Annotated in this window: 11 protein-coding genes; 2 read left to right on the top strand and 9 right to left on the bottom strand. The window is 35.9% G+C overall.

What is annotated here, in order from left to right; all coding sequences use genetic code 11:
* Positions 1 to 295: 295 nt before the first annotated feature.
* The 3 genes from MYP_RS08910 to MYP_RS08900 all read right to left on the bottom strand — a co-directional run bounded on the left by MYP_RS08910 (position 296) and on the right by MYP_RS08900 (position 4,537).
* A complete protein-coding gene (locus MYP_RS08910; RefSeq protein ID WP_045461806.1) occupies positions 296 to 3,409 on the bottom strand; it encodes an ATP-dependent helicase in 3,114 nt (1,037 codons plus the stop codon).
* A 234-nt stretch (positions 3,410 to 3,643) separates the two neighbouring features.
* Positions 3,644 to 4,264: a hypothetical protein gene (locus MYP_RS08905; RefSeq protein WP_156140437.1), complete on the bottom strand. Its 621-nt coding sequence runs from the start codon at positions 4,262 to 4,264 to the stop codon at positions 3,644 to 3,646.
* A 57-nt stretch (positions 4,265 to 4,321) separates the two neighbouring features.
* The gene (locus MYP_RS08900; protein WP_045461801.1) at positions 4,322 to 4,537 is read right to left on the bottom strand and encodes a hypothetical protein; all 216 of its coding nucleotides are present in this window, start codon (positions 4,535 to 4,537) and stop codon (positions 4,322 to 4,324) included.
* Positions 4,538 to 4,707: 170 nt separating this feature from the next.
* On the opposite strand from MYP_RS08900, the gene MYP_RS08895 reads away from it, so the two are divergent.
* Both MYP_RS08895 and MYP_RS08890 read left to right on the top strand, forming a co-directional pair.
* The gene (locus tag MYP_RS08895; protein ID WP_045462509.1) at positions 4,708 to 5,625 is read left to right on the top strand and encodes a mechanosensitive ion channel family protein; all 918 of its coding nucleotides are present in this window, start codon (positions 4,708 to 4,710) and stop codon (positions 5,623 to 5,625) included.
* Positions 5,626 to 5,635: 10 nt separating this feature from the next.
* Complete coding sequence (locus tag MYP_RS08890; protein WP_045461799.1) at positions 5,636 to 6,466, top strand: glycerophosphodiester phosphodiesterase family protein; 831 nt, start codon at positions 5,636 to 5,638, stop codon at positions 6,464 to 6,466.
* 106 nt (positions 6,467 to 6,572) lie between these two features.
* Here MYP_RS08890 and MYP_RS08885 read toward each other — a convergent pair whose 3' ends face one another.
* The 6 genes from MYP_RS08885 to MYP_RS08860 form a co-directional block, all read right to left on the bottom strand.
* The gene (locus tag MYP_RS08885; protein ID WP_045461796.1) at positions 6,573 to 8,243 is read right to left on the bottom strand and encodes a 3-coathanger stack domain-containing protein; all 1,671 of its coding nucleotides are present in this window, start codon (positions 8,241 to 8,243) and stop codon (positions 6,573 to 6,575) included.
* Positions 8,244 to 8,290: 47 nt separating this feature from the next.
* Positions 8,291 to 9,343 carry a hypothetical protein gene (locus MYP_RS24890; protein ID WP_052430049.1) on the bottom strand — a complete coding sequence of 351 codons (1,053 nt, stop codon included), beginning with the start codon at positions 9,341 to 9,343 and terminating at the stop codon, positions 8,291 to 8,293.
* A gap of 423 nt (positions 9,344 to 9,766) precedes the next feature.
* On the bottom strand, positions 9,767 to 12,424 hold the full coding sequence (locus MYP_RS08875; protein WP_045461793.1) for a T9SS type A sorting domain-containing protein: 2,658 nt from the start codon (positions 12,422 to 12,424) through the stop codon (positions 9,767 to 9,769).
* A gap of 68 nt (positions 12,425 to 12,492) precedes the next feature.
* Complete coding sequence (locus MYP_RS24885; RefSeq protein ID WP_052430048.1) at positions 12,493 to 13,545, bottom strand: DUF4200 domain-containing protein; 1,053 nt, start codon at positions 13,543 to 13,545, stop codon at positions 12,493 to 12,495.
* Between the two features lie 888 nt (positions 13,546 to 14,433).
* On the bottom strand, positions 14,434 to 15,294 hold the full coding sequence (locus MYP_RS08865) for an SMP-30/gluconolactonase/LRE family protein (RefSeq protein WP_052430047.1): 861 nt from the start codon (positions 15,292 to 15,294) through the stop codon (positions 14,434 to 14,436).
* Positions 15,295 to 15,429: 135 nt separating this feature from the next.
* Complete coding sequence (locus tag MYP_RS08860; protein WP_045461790.1) at positions 15,430 to 15,960, bottom strand: RNA methyltransferase; 531 nt, start codon at positions 15,958 to 15,960, stop codon at positions 15,430 to 15,432.
* Positions 15,961 to 16,117: the final 157 nt, after the last annotated feature.

Here is a 16,117-nt window from a genome sequence, read left to right as displayed (position 1 = left end):
CCCCAAGTAATTTGCTCTGAACAAGACTATTTGCTCTTGGAATAAGCCTATTATTCAATTCTGGATTTTAAAGATAATAAATTCACGTCACATCTCCTGACTCCTTTGAAAGGGACTTTTCAATAAATTATCCATAAGAAACCCACAATTCCATACCCTTAATACTCCCTCCAACCAGAAAGTCACTTATTAACCTCGAAATGAAAAGAAAATTCACTTAAAAGTACAAGAAATATTTGTTAGGAGCATTTTAAGAGACCTTTCCTATTTAAAAACTCAAGAATAAAAATATTGTTTATTCGTCCATTGCTGAATCCGGAATTTCAGTTCTGTAATGATGCTTTACAAAATTGCACCAATAGCATTCATCTTTATTACAACCTTGCGTAAATTCGAGATTCATAATTTTATCATAGGTACTTTTTATCTGACCTTTAACTATTTCAATATCTTCAGGGAGGACAAAAAGCTTTTCCTTTATAAACTCCTTTTTACTATCCTTCTGAAGGAAATCTATTTCACCGGAAAGCATTTCATAGTTTTTGGATTTATCACTGTCGAGCAGAATTCTGTAAAAAACAATTTGTCTCCAATAGTCTCCTCCATTAGGATCTTTTTCTGATGGTCTGTTTAATTTCTTTTTGCCATTTTCAGGATTGCCTGTCTTGTAGTCTACCACATTTACTTTCTTACCATCAAATTCAATTTTATCAAGCGCTCCGGTAATAGGAACTCCGCTAACTTCAGCATTATTAATTCTATGCTCCACAGCTACTATTCTATTCCATTGACTAACATATTTAGCATAATAATCATATAAAAGCTCCTTCCCAAATTCCAGTCTGCGCTCATACTCTTTGTCTGTAAAATGAGATCTGTGGTTGTACATTCCCACACAAAAGAAGGAATAAAACTCATCTGCTGTCGGGAATTCATTATTTCCGGACTTGCTCATCTTTGAAAACAACATATAAAGGGCACTGTGCATCGCATTTCCAAATCCCATACTTTCACTCCTTGCCGATGGAACTCTTAAAACATTCTCAAAATAAAATGAAAGAGGACAGGACAAAAACTTATTCAAATGAGTAACACTCATTTTGTAGTTTTTCAAAGAGTCTTTCATAAACTCAATATCGGAAAGACTGAGCTCTGCGGGTCTTTCGCTTGCAAGAAGGGAGAACTGATAATCTGAGATTGACTTCTCATTGAGCTCCGGATGCTTCACATTTATAACCTCAGACTCCAGAACCTCTGCAACAAATCTGGACATTTCAAGCTCCTTGCCTGCATTGTCACGAGCGGCATAAGAAATATAAAGATATTCCTTTGCTCTTGTCATGGCAACATAAAAAAGTCGTCTCTCCTCTTCTGTCTTATCTTCCGTATCTGCTTCTGTAAGTGTATCAGGGATTTTGTATGTCTGAGATTTGGCTCTTTGCTTTTCCCAATTAGAGGAGGTACATGAAATTAGAAATACGTGTCTGAACTCCAGCCCTTTTGAAGAATGAGCAGTTACAAAGTTAATACCCTTTTCAGCCTGTATAACTTTGTTGACAGTAAGGGAAATTCCGTTTTCCTTCATTTCTTTCAGAAGACTTAGAAAGGAAGGTAAGTCAAGAGAAGGATTCTTTGCCGTTTCATCTTTTATAAAATCAAAAAATGTATTAACAACCTGCATCAACCAAATCTTATCAGAACTATTCATGATATAACTCATGATACCTCCTTTGATAATGATCTTCTCAAAAAGAGTCTGTAAAGTAATATTGGGAATTTCTTTTATCCAGTAGGACAAATTTTCTTCAAGAGCAGAAATATGTCTGGCAGACTCCAAATTCAGCATAAAAAGTTTTTCTCTGCTACTGATTACCTCTCTCCACGATTCTTTACTCTCATAACATTTGCGTGCAATACGAGCTATATCTCTTGCATTGATAGAGAAAAAATTGTAATGCATGATCTCATACAGAAGGAATTCTGCGGAATGAGGTTTTGCATATTCTTCTGACAAATAAGTAAGAAGAGAAATCAATGATTCTACAAACGGGAGTGTCAGTATATTGGTCTGCTGTCGCACGTTTAATGGTATATTCCTTGTCTCCAGCATGCGTACAAGGTTATCCACTATTTTGTGACTTCGATAAATTACTGCCACTTCACTAAGATCTTCACCTTCTTCATACAGCTTTATCAATTGATTCAGAATGTCTGACTCTTCATGAATCACATTATAATATTCAAGGATATTAACTTCTACTTCAGAGTTCGCAAAAGATCCTTTAGCAAAAAGATCCTTACTCAATCCGTTAATCTTCCGCACCAGCCTTTCCTCATTGAAATTGATAAGCCCAGCAGATGAGTTAAGAATATTCTGAGATGATCTGTAGTTTTCAGTAAGGACTATTGTTTTGACATCTTCTTTAAAGCGATCATAAAAGTCTATAATATTCTTTACACTTGCGCCCTGAAATCTATATATAGACTGATCATCATCCCCAACAGCAAATATGTTCGGCTTGTCCCAATATCCTGTAAGAATATTAAGAATTTCATTTTGTGCGCCATTTGTATCCTGATATTCATCTACAAGGAAATACAAATATTGCTCCTGATAACGGCGAAGTATTTCTTCATTCTTCCTAAAAGCCTCTAAAACCCAAAGAATCATGTCGTTATAGTCATATCGACGCTTCTTACGCATCATGCTTTCAAATTTGGGAAATTCCTGACAAGCAGCTCTTAACAATTCCAGTTTTGCTTCTTCTTCCCTGATCTTATCTTTCTTTAAATCTCCGGCTTTAATCCCTTGTTTAGCATTTGCGCGCTTGTATATAAAATCTTCCCTGAAAGGAAGGCTGTCCAGATATTCTTTGATTTTTTCCTCGATCAGTTCAGGAGTCCAGTTTTCCTTCTTCATCAGGTTAAACAAAACCTGAAGTCTTCTTACCTCATAATAAGCATCACCTGTATAACGCTTTAACGGATTCTTTGGGCCAAGATCATCAATAAGTTCTTTGAATAACAGAATGGACTCAAGTTCAGTAATAGGCTGTAAATCCCTAAAACCAAAATAATCCAGATTTTCCTGAATTACCTGGTTACAAAAAGAATGAAAGGTATGAATGTGTACTTTATATGCCTCCGGGCCAATGAATTTCAGAAGCCTTTTGCGCATAGCAATTGTACCGGCGTCAGTATATGTAAGGCAAAGAATATTGTGAGGACGAGCCTGTGTATCAGCAGAACTGAGGATATATCCGATTCTTGCGGAAAGAATCTGAGTCTTCCCTGTACCAGGTCCGGCAATTACCAGAACAGGTCCTTCGAGATGCTCTACCGCACTTTTCTGAGCCTCGTTTAATTTAGAAAGTTCATCCTGAAAAGATTGATCGAATTGACTGGCCATATACAAATCTAAGCCATATCCATCTTTAAACCGGAATTAAACATTAAAAAAATTTATAATTGTCCAATCGGTTTCATCAATACAAATAAAGAAATTGGTTTAAAAGAAATTGGTTTAAGTGATTAACAATATTTCTAATTGGCCTATGACTTTTTTCAACAGAAAAAATACAAAAAAGGAAAGGTTGCAGCCTCTCCTTTTCAAAATTTACAACATAGTATTTTTTGGAAACTATTAATATATTCCTCCTTCATCTGTAGAAACATTTGTCTCTATATGAACATCTTCGGGGTTAATTTCCTCATCAGGATTACCGAATTTATAATCTCCTTCAGTGGTGGTTTCCATGTCAGGACAGTAACATTGTGCCTTTTCAAAATCATACGGTTCACCGAAAGATTTACCATCAGACCTTTCTAACTGACTACATATCTCAGAATTCACTGTATTTTCACCTCGTTCCTGATCGCCTATCTGAGAAATATCTTCATTTGACTTATCTTCATAATTTTCGGGCCTGTTATATGCCTTAGCCTCTTCTTTTTCATTTGCCTCGCATTGAGGTGTACCTTCCAACTCCAGAGGCTCAATTCGATAAAATTCTTCAGAAGCATTCTCTTCCTGCCCGGGAGATTCGATTATGTTTTCTTCCATGGAATAAATGTCACCCTCAGGAGTAACACCCTGCTGAAACGTTTCATCGAAAGCAGGGTCATAATCAGAATAACAACTAATAGAATTCTCATCCACCTGATAACAAATGAAGGAATCCTCATTTTGTTCATCCTGCGGTGTCTGAGCAAAGGAATTAAATCCCAACCCCAATACAATAATTAATCCCAACAGATATTTCATCAGCATCAATTTTAGTTATCTCATTCCTAACCCGTGAGGAATTTTATAAGTTCCTCCTTAGGATTCCAGATCAGCCCGTTCCTTATCATACATCAGCTGGTCTTCTTTTGCCAGCTCTTTTATCTTGCTCGTTTCACCCAAATAAGGAAAATATTTTGCGCTATAACCAAAAACACCCAGAAAAGCCGCAATTCCTGCACCCTTCCAGACACTTTTACTAGAGCCATATTTGGATATCAACGATTTGTTAGTGGATTTGCCTTTTTCTGCCATAACACATAAATTTTATTCTACTATAAAACAAAAATCCAAAGTTCTGAATTCCCTATGAATAAGGGAAAGAACTAGTAGCCAATTGAATTTTTTCGAATAAAATTTTGTTTTTTTTGTTGTCTTTAAAATCAGTAATTTTAATGGTCGGTCAAACCATCCTAAGCAAAGAAATGAGAGATATTATATTGGATATTAGCCTTTATGCCGAGGCTTATGAAATGATTTTTAAGAAATTGTTGTCGTGGGTTCGGGCTTTTGCACTGATGATTCCAAATTTTATCACAGCAATTCTTATCTTCATAACCTTTAGCCTTATAGCAAAGTTTGTCAAAAAGGTATTACACAGGATACTTTTAAGGACCAGCATTTCAGAAGACATCATTATAATACTTACAAGAATTGTAGCTGTAATCATTATCCTGGTAGGAGTATTTTTCTGTCTCGGCATTCTTCAACTTGAGAAAACAGTTACCTCCCTCCTTGCTGGTGCCGGTATCATTGGTCTGGCCCTCAGCTTTGCTTTTCAGGATCTTGCAACGAATCTTATATCAGGATTTATAATCGCTGTGAAAAAACCTTTTAAAGTTGGGGACCACATTGAAACTAATAACTTTATAGGTACTGTTTCAGCAATTGACATCCGGGCAATCCACCTAAAAACATTTGATGGACAAGAAGTCATTATTCCCTCCAAAGATGTCCTTCAGAAACCAATAAAGAACTTTCATACCTTCGGTGAAAGAAGAATTGAATTTACTATAGGAATATCCTACAACGAAGATCTGGAGAAAGTCGCCAATCTGGCACAAGCCACTCTCGAAAAGGTAACTGGAAGAGATCCCAACAAAAATGTTGAAGTATATTTTGACACCTTAAACGAAACCTCTATTAATCTTATCCTCAAACTTTGGGTGAATCTTGCAGAGCACAAAAATGTATTTCTTGTAAAACATAATGCTATAATAGATATACAAAAGGCTTTTAAAGAAAACGATATCGCCATACCGTTAACAGCAAGAGTTCGTGAGGAATTCTTAGCTTCCATCAATCAAGCTCCTGTATTAAAACTGGAAAAATCTAACCTGTAATCGTCATCTAATGAAATTCGACTTTTTTGATTTTGAAGGACACAGAGGCTGCAGAGGGCTGATGCCTGAGAATTCTACTCCCGGATTTTTAAAAGCAATAGAACTGGGTGTAACGACATTGGAAATGGATGTAGTGATCAGCAAGGATCAAAAAGTTGTGGTGTCACATGATCCTTTCTTCTCTCACGAATTTTGTCTTAAGCCTGACGGATCAGAAATTAAAGAGGAAGAAGAAAGGAATTATAAGTTATTTGCAATGACTTATGAGGAAATCAAAACTTTTGACTGCGGAAGCAAAGTACATCCAAGATTTCCCAAACAGGTAAAAATGCCTGTATACAAACCGCTACTGGAAGATGTAATTGATGCAGCAGAAACATATGCTTCATCACTGAATCATCCGAAGTTATTCTATAACATAGAGATCAAATCTACCATAGAAGGAGACAATACCTTTCACCCACCATATGAAGAGTTTACTGATCTTCTGATAGAAGTTCTTCAGAAGAAACATATTCTGAACAGAACAATCGTGCAGTGCTTTGATCTGCGTCCTCTTCAATATCTTCATAGAACTCGCCCTGATATAACCTTATCCTTTCTTGTTGAAAACACTTTAAGCTTTCAGGAAAATCTTTCAATGCTTGGCTTTATTCCTGCTATTTACAGCCCCGAATATATATTGGTAGATCATGAATTGATGAAGTTTGCAAAGGAGAATAATATGAAGGTTATTCCGTGGACTGTGAATGAAGTTGCTGAAATGAAAAAGCTGATGGAGATGGGGGTTGATGGGTTGATATCGGATTATGTGGATAGGTATAAGGTGATAAAAAATTAATTTAATAAAAGAACATTGAAAGTTTTCATCTCGCATTAAACCTATAGGGTTGTCTGGCTTAAGAACAACCCTATAAGAAAAATTCAAAGATTTAATTTGACGAAAATTATTGGATCACTACTTTTTTATCATATTGATCATTTCCATTCTTAATATTTAAATAGTATAGCCCTTTAGCATAGCCTTCCATATTAACATTAAGCATATTTCCATTGAACATTCCTGATGTGATTGTCATAACTGATTCTCCCCGGCTATTGCTTATCATACCGTAGACATCTTCGGTTAAATCAAAATTACACTGAATAGAAAAAACTCCTGATGTGGGATTTGGCGAAAGTACTAAACCACTCGGAACCGCAACATCAAAAGATTCCTCTGCTATTCGATTGGTTGGAGGACAAGTAACCCAATCAGGAACTTCTGGAGTCCAGCATTCTTCGACAAATGCTTCAAAAGTACTACCATATTCGGCTTCAAAGCCAGGGTTTAATTCAATTGAACCACTGGCTACAAATAAAACTGAGGTTCCTGTATTAACTACTACAGACCCCAAAGTTTTTATCTTCTGATAACCAAAATATTCACTCCAAAGATTGCTTGATGGAATAGGATTTGCCGAATTAAGGCCAGAAAGAGTTATCCATCCAAGGCACTCAGGCATATTAAAAGGATTAGAATAATCAACTCTATCATTCTGGTCCACAAGAGTATAAATGCCCCCTGATATGGGATTTGGAACTGTAATTGTTTTTGTAATCGAAGGGCTCGCAGCTTCCGGATCAAATCCTTTCAATTGTGTTCCATTCGAAGCATAGATGTAACCATCATATGCAAGTTCAAGCTGAGAAAGTCCAAGACCAGAAGAACCGGCGACTTCAGAGACCGAATTGTCTAGCAAATTAAACTTGTATATCTTATTGGTTATTCTTTCAGCGCCAAAAACACTAAGACCATCTCTTGAAAACTCTATACCGGAAAATCCTCCATCCAAAAGACCTGGTATTGAATAATCCTGATATATGTTTTCAGATTTAACTATACGAATTATCGGTTGATTTTCAAATCCAAATGCTACTCCTCCATTTCGAGTAACCTCCAACTCATTAGCTTTACCTCCTCTAGTATCTGATAAATTAAAATCAGACTTTGTAATTCCACTACTAGAAACATCATAATCGTCAATGGCATGTGTCGAACCATCCATTAAAAATAAAACAGAATAATAAGTATAATTATCGTGTCCATGCTTCTTATACCAGTAAGGCGACACAGCAAAAGAAGCATCAGAAGGATCATCAATTGGTATATAATCTCCAGGAGTTGAAGTCCAAGTTCCGTTGGGATTTACTGAAATTTTAGAATAGGTTAAAAAATACTGAGTAACATCCATCCCGTTCTTAATCCCATGCACGACATCATACCCCAAGACATAGTAACTATTACATTCTCCAATTATAGGAATAATCAAACCTTCCTTAAGAAACGGGCTGAAATTCAAAGTTCCCGTTTGACCGGTCCTGCCTTGAATGTCATTTCCCATAATATAAAAACTCAGGTCACCAGCAGTATTGTGTATTCCGTTTGATGCCTCTGTTTTAGTAAGTGCTCCAGTACCTATCAATGAAACGGTAGGAGTTGATGTCGTAAAATCAACCTTATATGGAGGAAAATACCAATATGGATTCTGAACCTGCCCTAATGAGAGAAAGCTCTGGAACGTAAGTACCGCAACCAAGAGGTAAAACGGTTTATTATATATATATCTATTTTTCATAGTGCTTTTCTTTAATATTTTATATTAAAAGTTCGTCTTTACAAACACTATTTCTGAAGCAATTCAAGCTCCTTCTTCATTTCTGCATTCTCTTTCTTAAGCTCAATCATATAAAGAGTCAACTCTTCGATCTTCTTTAATAGTATTGCATCCATCTCTGCTACATCAATACCCTCTTCTTCTACTTTCTTTGCTGATGGAACTTCTGGAAGATGTTTGTTCTCTTTAATAAATTGCTCTACTTCTGCTAGTGGCTTTAACTTATAAGTTGGCTCAAAAACATAGTCTGCCCATCCTGCTGTTGATAGATCACATTTTAATCTCTCGGCTCTTACTCCTCCTCCTTTAACATAAAGACCGAATTCATTCAACGTCTCGTAATTAGATACACTCGCAGGATCCCCGATGAATACTTTACCATTAGGATTTATTGACATTCTTATTGAACCAGCAAGTTGTGATGTAGATGCCCATTGAATTCCCGTAGCCGCCCCATGAGCTCCGCTCTTAAAGGTTATAAAATTAAGACCTCCTTTTATTGTTCCTGCAATGATAGCTCCTCCATTATTGGTACCATCAGAATTTATACCTATAGCATTATCTGTTTGACGCAATGCATTAAAGCCTATATAACCAATACCCCCAGCCAATGAAGCAGCAGAACTGTATGCACCCGGCGCATCACCAAATGAACTAACGCCAAGTGACCCTATTCCCACCCGACTGGAGTTTTTATCAACCTGAAAAGGAGCAGTTATATCTGAACCCGTAAAGTTACCAAAGCCTGCGAACCCATATTTATTTATGGCAAACTGAGGCTTCCATGTAGTTCCATCATATTTTGTAAAATAGTATCCAAAATATGATGTTGTCTGGGTTGGATAAATGCTAAATGACAAAGAACCTGATCTGCTTGCATCATCTTTTCCATAAAACTCGATACCAGGACCATCTGAACTTCCAGTATTACCATAGATCCTATATGCTCCGGTGGTCTTTCCCGCAGCAATATTTGATCCAGGCGTATAAGATGGGGACTGAGCAAATAAACTGCCTGAGCATAAGCATAAAGCTGCCGCTAGAAATTTGATCTTTTTCATTTTGTTTTTTAGTTTAGTTTGAATAATACTTGATAGAATTCATGCACACATAAAAAATTTTCCCTATTTACTTTTTTAATATACCTAATGGAATGATTGGACGATATGGACAGATTTCCAAACTAATTTGCAATTTTCATTTTCAATCTCAAGACAGTAAGACAATTCAAAATCTTAACAGCTTCTCACCCAAATCTTCACTTGCAATCAACTACTTATTTTAGGGATATAAGATTGATAGGAAAAAATTATGTGGACCGAATATTACTTAAATTTTAATGGAAGTATAATTTCTCAACTTATAACCAAAGACTGCTCTAATATACCTTTGCTTAAAGCACTCTTAATTCTAAGGTTAAATTAATTTTGAATCATTTACCTCAACAAAAGTTGAGGCTGCCTTAATCGGCAGCCTCTCAAATGTTAATTGACTTTTACAATCTTTTTATTTACCGTACCCATAGTTGTTTTAATATTTAGCATGTAAACACCATCAGGTAAAGAAGAAATATCCATTTTTGCTTCCAATGAATTTGCAGATTTTATAGATTGTTTAATCTGGCCACTCATATCATTCAAATGAACATCAAGTATCAGACCATCCATTGAACGCACATCAACCATTTGATTGGAAGGAACCGGAGAAACGATGATCATAGATTCCAGGGCATTCGTTGTATATGGATGCTCATGATCATGATCGTCACCCAAAGAAGCATATCTGAAGCACCCAGTATTAAATTCTTCAAGATGGATCTCTGATTCTTGCAAGGTTTCTGTCACCGCTATTCTCGGACTAGACAAAGAGCAATTTGTCTGAATTGTTCCTATCTGAGCTGTAAATGCCCCAGTTGAAGCAGCTACAATATCGGTGTTTAGAAGAATCTCAATATAGTCTCTGGCAGTTATGGTAATATCAGAAGCAAGATTTGCAGTTGCATTGCTAATGATAACGCTTCCAAGGTACTTATAATCACCAGGAGCAATTACACTTGTAAGCGGACCAGACCCTTTCCATACTTCACTATGATATGTCAATGTACCAGCAAGTAAAACATTATTTGTATTCTTAATACATAATTCTGCTGTTGGCTGAACTGTAAAAAAGGTTGGACCAATATTTAATTGTGCAGTTTCATTAAACTCAAGATATGCCTCATCTGCCACAGTGAAAGGGCTAGCCTGAGCAACCGTCAGAGTTGAACCGTTTTCAAAAATAACTTTTGAATTATCTTTAATATTTACAATAGAGGTCATCTCTGTCTGAACTACTGCACCGGATTTTACTGTTAACAAAGTAGGATTAAAAAATTCACCATTTAATTTTGTTATCCTATCCGGTGTGCCAGTTCTATCAATTGTAAGAGTCTTTCCGCTTTTAACCTTTAGATCTATAGCTGCATCCGGAATATCATTAAGTACTAGGTTTCCTGACAATCTTTGATCCCGTTCAATATCAGTGTCATTGTATTTCACTTCAACTGTAATATTTCCACTTCCATCTTTACCAGTAAACTTAATGGAAATACCGTTAAGGTAAATCGGACTCAAAACTTCATTTGTTTGATCATACGTTTGAATATTCGTAACTGCAGGATTATAGCTCATCCCAACCTTTTGATTAAGAATATTACCAAAAGCCATCTGAGAACCTATCCAGTGATCCATATCATAAACGCCACTTCTTTTCCAAACAGCCAAATCCTCACATCTCTTATTGCCTGTTTCTGTGGTACTATTATTATACGATCTAATATAGGTAATTTTATTAGGGTCACTCTCAGTAGGATAATTATCTCTTATACCTGTAATATCATTATGCTGTCCAAAAGGATTGGCAGTTAAGGTATAATCAAAGTAATTATTACCCCATGAGCAAGTTGTTGATGCAGACCCCGTTCTTAAATAATCATAATTTCCAGCAGCATGAAGAGACTTGGTTTTATTGCAATATGAAGGGCTTAATGCGCTCAAAATTGTATTTCGGCTAAATGTCATGTCCTCAACAAACATTAAAACTCCTTGGGGTGACGGATCGGAAGGATTACTACATCCATCATTGTGGAATGCAAGCCGTTCCTCGAAAGGATTCGTTTTAATATGATTTTCCACCCACAGTCTTTGACTTGTAAATGGTAAATCTATCACCATAAAATCACCTGTAGTATTAAAATCCGTTAAAGTATATGTTCCATTCTGGGCTGCAGATGTAATATGCTTTCCTGTTGGAATATCCAACCAACCCAAATACCACTTTTCAAAGGCGTTTGTACTAAAGTTTATGTTATTCTCCATAAAGCCCCATCCTCCTCCTGCAAACAGCATAGATCCATGCACATTGTTTGCATTATTTAAGTGGGGATAGTTTATAAGAGTGTGCGCCAGTTCGTGAATAAACAATCCTTTAACACCATTTTCTACATCACCAAATAAGGCTTTATCCATGGTAAATCCGCAATTACTAACAACTGAAAAACCGGTTCCGGTATAGTTGCCAACTGAAGCATACCCTGCACTACCAAGCTTTCTATAAATGACAACTACATAATCGATTTTTCCATCACCGCTGCCCCAAGTGCTATAATCATATTTGAAATCTGGACTATTTATCCTGTTATCATAACGTGACCAATTAAAAGTGGGATCAGTCAGTTCAATTTTCTGAAACACTTTATAATTATCTGCACTAGTGCCTGAGATACTTACCCTTTTAGGATAAACCTCACCAACAATCCTTAACGGACTTCTGGTAGGATTTAACCTTGAAGCCTGATAAAAGTAATTTGATAATGTTTTATCTGTATTACCAGAAGCAAAATCAGTGAAATCATCGTAAAATAAGTTACTGGCAAATGATGGCAAAGCATCACAGTTAGTTCCTAGGGGCCAAGCCGAACCACCGTTATTCTGATCATTTGAACAATCTCCTTCAAATCCTGCATAGATCACCAGAACCCGCAAATCACCTGAAGGAGTGAATGGCCCTCCATTGGGAGCGTATGATGTCTGCCCATTTGCATAAATTGATGCCAGCAAAAGCATAGTCAGCATCAACATTGAGCTTTTTATAGTTTGATACATAAGTTTAATTTTTAGAAATGAAATTCCTTAAAAAGTTAGAAAAGATTTTGAGTATGAAAATCTTTCATTTATTTCTGAAGCAATTCAAGCTCCTTCTTCATTTCTGCATTCTCTTTCTTAAGCTCAATCATATAAAGAGTCAATTCTTCGATTTTCTTTAATAATATTGCATCCATTTCTGCAACATCAATCCCATCTGCTTCTACTTTCTTTGCTGATGGTACTTCCGGAAGATGCTTGTTTTCTTTAATAAATTGTTCTACTTCCTCAAGTGGCTTTAACTTATAAGTTGGCTCAAATACATAGTCTGCCCAACCGGAAGTTGAAAGATCACATTTGAATCTTTCGGCTCTTACTCCTCCACCTTTTACATAAAGGCCGAAGTCATTTAACGTCTCGTAATTAGATACACTCGCAGGATCCCCGATAAAAACTTTACCGTTAGGATTTATTGACATTCTTATAGAGGCAGCAAGTTGTGATGTAGACGCCCATTGGGTTGCCGTAGCCGATCCATAACCTCCGCTCTTAAAGGTTATAAAATTAAGACCTCCTTTTATAGTTCCTGCAATGATAGCGCCTCCATTATTGGTACCATCAGAATTTATACCTATAGCATTATCTGTCTGACGCAATGCATTAAAGCCTATATAACCAATACCTCCTGCCAATGAAGCAGCAGTACTGTATGCTCCAGGAGCATCACCAAATGAGCTCACACCAAGGGTACCTATTCCTACTCTACCAAAGTTTTTATCGACCTGAAGGGGTGCCGTTATATCCCAACCTGCGAACTCACCAAAGCCGGCAAACCCATACTTATTTATAGCAAACTGGGACTTCCATGTAGTTCCTGTATACTTTGTAAAATAATAGCCATAATGTGATGATGTTTGGGTTGGATAAATGCTAAATGCTAAGGAACCTGATCTGCTTGCATCATCCTTTCCATAAAACTCGATGCCAGGACCATCTGAACTTCCAGTATTACCATAGATCCTATATGCTCCGGTGGTCTTTCCCGCAGCAATATTTGATCCTGGTGTATAAGATGGACTCTGAGCAAATAAACTGCCTGAACATAAGCATAAAGCTGCTGCTAAAAATTTGATTCTTTTCATTTTGTTTTTGGTTTTAAAAAATATTATTGATTGAAATTAAAAACATAAAAGATACTATTGTCTTAAAATATTTTATAATAAAAACCTTAAAAGCTTAGACTAAAAGATAAAATAAATAGACAATAATGCCAAAATTATACATTAAACTACATCACTCCAAATAAAGTAAAAATAAATCATACAAAACCTAACCTTCATCAGAATCAAATTGAATGTCAATACCTATTACCTAAATTATAGTGCGGAGCAAATGATAACAAAATTTTTTGTGTCCTATTGCTATGCAAGTATAATCTTAGCCAACGAAAACCATTTACATTGAAGGAACAATGCTCGTAACTAAAAGTATTAAATCAATAAAGAATTTACGCTCAGCATAAAAATGAAAAGTTCAAGTGAACATGTCAATAACCAATATTGGTAATTTGCTTCAATAGCTCCTGAAATCTAAACGACCCCTATATAAATAAACTTTGTTTAAAATCCATTTAAAACATCAAACTGCATATTCTTGTGATACAATAAAGCTTATATTGAAAAGGTATCGAGGTGATCTAAAACTGTAGAAGTTAAAGACATCATAAAATTATAACTACACTTTCGCTATCCATGATCAATAATTGGGGCCAAAATTATTCATTATCTAAAGTTTTCGTTTAAAAATAATAAATGCTTATGCAATCATGCTATTATTCCCTTAAACTTAGACTCCGGATTATAATTTCGTTCCCGATTAAACTCAAAAAATTTCCCTTCTGAATAATCTTACTGGTTTTAAGGAAAATAGAGCTAAAAGTTATTTCCAGTATCAGAGGAACTGGCAAAAAAAATTTTAATAAATCAGAGCACAAATACAAAATTTATAATTGTGCTCTGTTCTAAAACATTTTACTTGTCAATAAAAGTATATGCCACCAATTTATTCCCAAAGAAAGTCGGAACTAATACCAACTTTTGCTGAGGGACATACCAGATGTCAGCAGCATTAATTTTTTCATCTTTTGTATCAAGTAACTTGCTGACCGTTTTACCTTTAATATAATTGACCTCCCCGTTCCAGTTCGAAATCAAATAAGCACCTTTATTGATTTCAACGATACCATCTCCTGAAGGAATATTCTCAGCGATTACTTCAGTATTTTTCTTATCATAGGAAACATTATAAAACTTACCACCTTTCATATCAATAACCCTTAAGCCATCTTTAAGTGCAAGCAAACCATTCGGCTTTTCAAATACATTGTTTTCAAGCCATAAGCTTGTAGTACCATCTTTTAGAAGATAAATCTTTTTATTTGAAGAATCAGAAATGTATACATTGCCAGAGATATCTGTGGTAATATCATTCAAAAAAACAGCTCCTTCAATGGTAAAAGATTTTTCAATCTTACCAGATAAAATATCTATAACAACAACTTTATTTATATCCGAGACATATAATTTATTTTCAACAATTCCCATTCCTTTAGGCGCATCAAGACCTTTGACCCACTCAAGTTCCGTAATCTTCCCGTCTGTACCGAGCTTGGTTATAAAGCCATTGCCATCATGAACTGATCCGTCTCCATTGATATTGGCAACATACAGCACATTTCTTTTCGCATCAAAGATGACTGATTCAGGAGTTTTCAATACCGCTTCCGTTTCCCATTTCTTTTGAAGAGTTGGCTCTCCGGATCTTGAGTTTACGGTAAATGACGCTGCAACAAACAGCACAAAAGGCAGGAATAATTGTCTAAGATTGAGCATATTAATTTATGTTTAACATTTTCGCCAATCTAAAACATATTTTATGAGAATGCATTAACTTCTCTAAGGCACCTTCATAATTATTTTTTTCCTACAGATAATAAAATATTAAAAAAGTTAAATTATACATATCTTTTATAAAATCACTTTTGCAGCATAATCCCATAATACAATTCCCATTGTCACTGACACATTAAAACTGTGTTTTGTCCCAAACTGCGGGATTTCAAGGCAAATGTCAGTCAGCGCGACCACATCTTCTTCTACTCCAAACACTTCATTGCCAAAAACAAATGCATACTTAGCATTTTTATCAGGCGCAAAATCCTGAAGCATCTGACTGCCTTCTGCTTGTTCCACAGAGGCAATTATATAGCCCTCCTCCTTAAGCCTGATGATGGCATCTGAAGTTTTTGCAAAATACTCCCATGCAACGGAATCTTCAGCTCCTAAAGCACTTTTGTGTATTTCTCTGTGAGGAGGCCTGGCTGTTACTCCACACAAATAAAGCTTTTCAACTTTAAAGGCATCCCCGGTTCTGAATCCCGCTCCAACGTTGTGCATGCTTCTGATGTTGTCAAGAACCAGAACAACAGGGTGTTTGTCAGAACTTTTATACTCATCCACGCTCAGGCGGTTCAACTCATCTAGTTTCAACTTTTTCATATTAAATAATTTATGAGGACACAAAAATAGCCGGGGATTAAGCATTATAAAAATTTCACAGCCAATCAACTCCATATAAGTTAACTTTAAGTGATTGATTATAGTGATTAACAAGCCTTTTCAATGACCAATGATAATTTGGAATAAAAAGTTATTC

Origin of the sequence: Sporocytophaga myxococcoides (genome assembly GCF_000775915.1) — a bacterium.
GTDB lineage: Bacteria > Bacteroidota > Bacteroidia > Cytophagales > Cytophagaceae > Sporocytophaga > Sporocytophaga myxococcoides_A.
This window is presented reverse-complemented; position numbering and strand designations above follow the sequence as displayed.

Coding starts and splice junctions, on each gene's coding strand:
- MYP_RS08910 (WP_045461806.1), bottom strand. CDS start 3,409: ATGGCCAGTCAATTCGATCAATCTTTTCAGGATGAACTTTCTAAATTA.
- MYP_RS08905 (WP_156140437.1), bottom strand. CDS start 4,264: ATGAAATATCTGTTGGGATTAATTATTGTATTGGGGTTGGGATTTAAT.
- MYP_RS08900 (WP_045461801.1), bottom strand. CDS start 4,537: ATGGCAGAAAAAGGCAAATCCACTAACAAATCGTTGATATCCAAATAT.
- MYP_RS08895 (WP_045462509.1), top strand. CDS start 4,708: ATGAGAGATATTATATTGGATATTAGCCTTTATGCCGAGGCTTATGAA.
- MYP_RS08890 (WP_045461799.1), top strand. CDS start 5,636: ATGAAATTCGACTTTTTTGATTTTGAAGGACACAGAGGCTGCAGAGGG.
- MYP_RS08885 (WP_045461796.1), bottom strand. CDS start 8,243: ATGAAAAATAGATATATATATAATAAACCGTTTTACCTCTTGGTTGCG.
- MYP_RS24890 (WP_052430049.1), bottom strand. CDS start 9,343: ATGAAAAAGATCAAATTTCTAGCGGCAGCTTTATGCTTATGCTCAGGC.
- MYP_RS08875 (WP_045461793.1), bottom strand. CDS start 12,424: ATGTATCAAACTATAAAAAGCTCAATGTTGATGCTGACTATGCTTTTG.
- MYP_RS24885 (WP_052430048.1), bottom strand. CDS start 13,545: ATGAAAAGAATCAAATTTTTAGCAGCAGCTTTATGCTTATGTTCAGGC.
- MYP_RS08865 (WP_052430047.1), bottom strand. CDS start 15,294: ATGCTCAATCTTAGACAATTATTCCTGCCTTTTGTGCTGTTTGTTGCA.
- MYP_RS08860 (WP_045461790.1), bottom strand. CDS start 15,960: ATGAAAAAGTTGAAACTAGATGAGTTGAACCGCCTGAGCGTGGATGAG.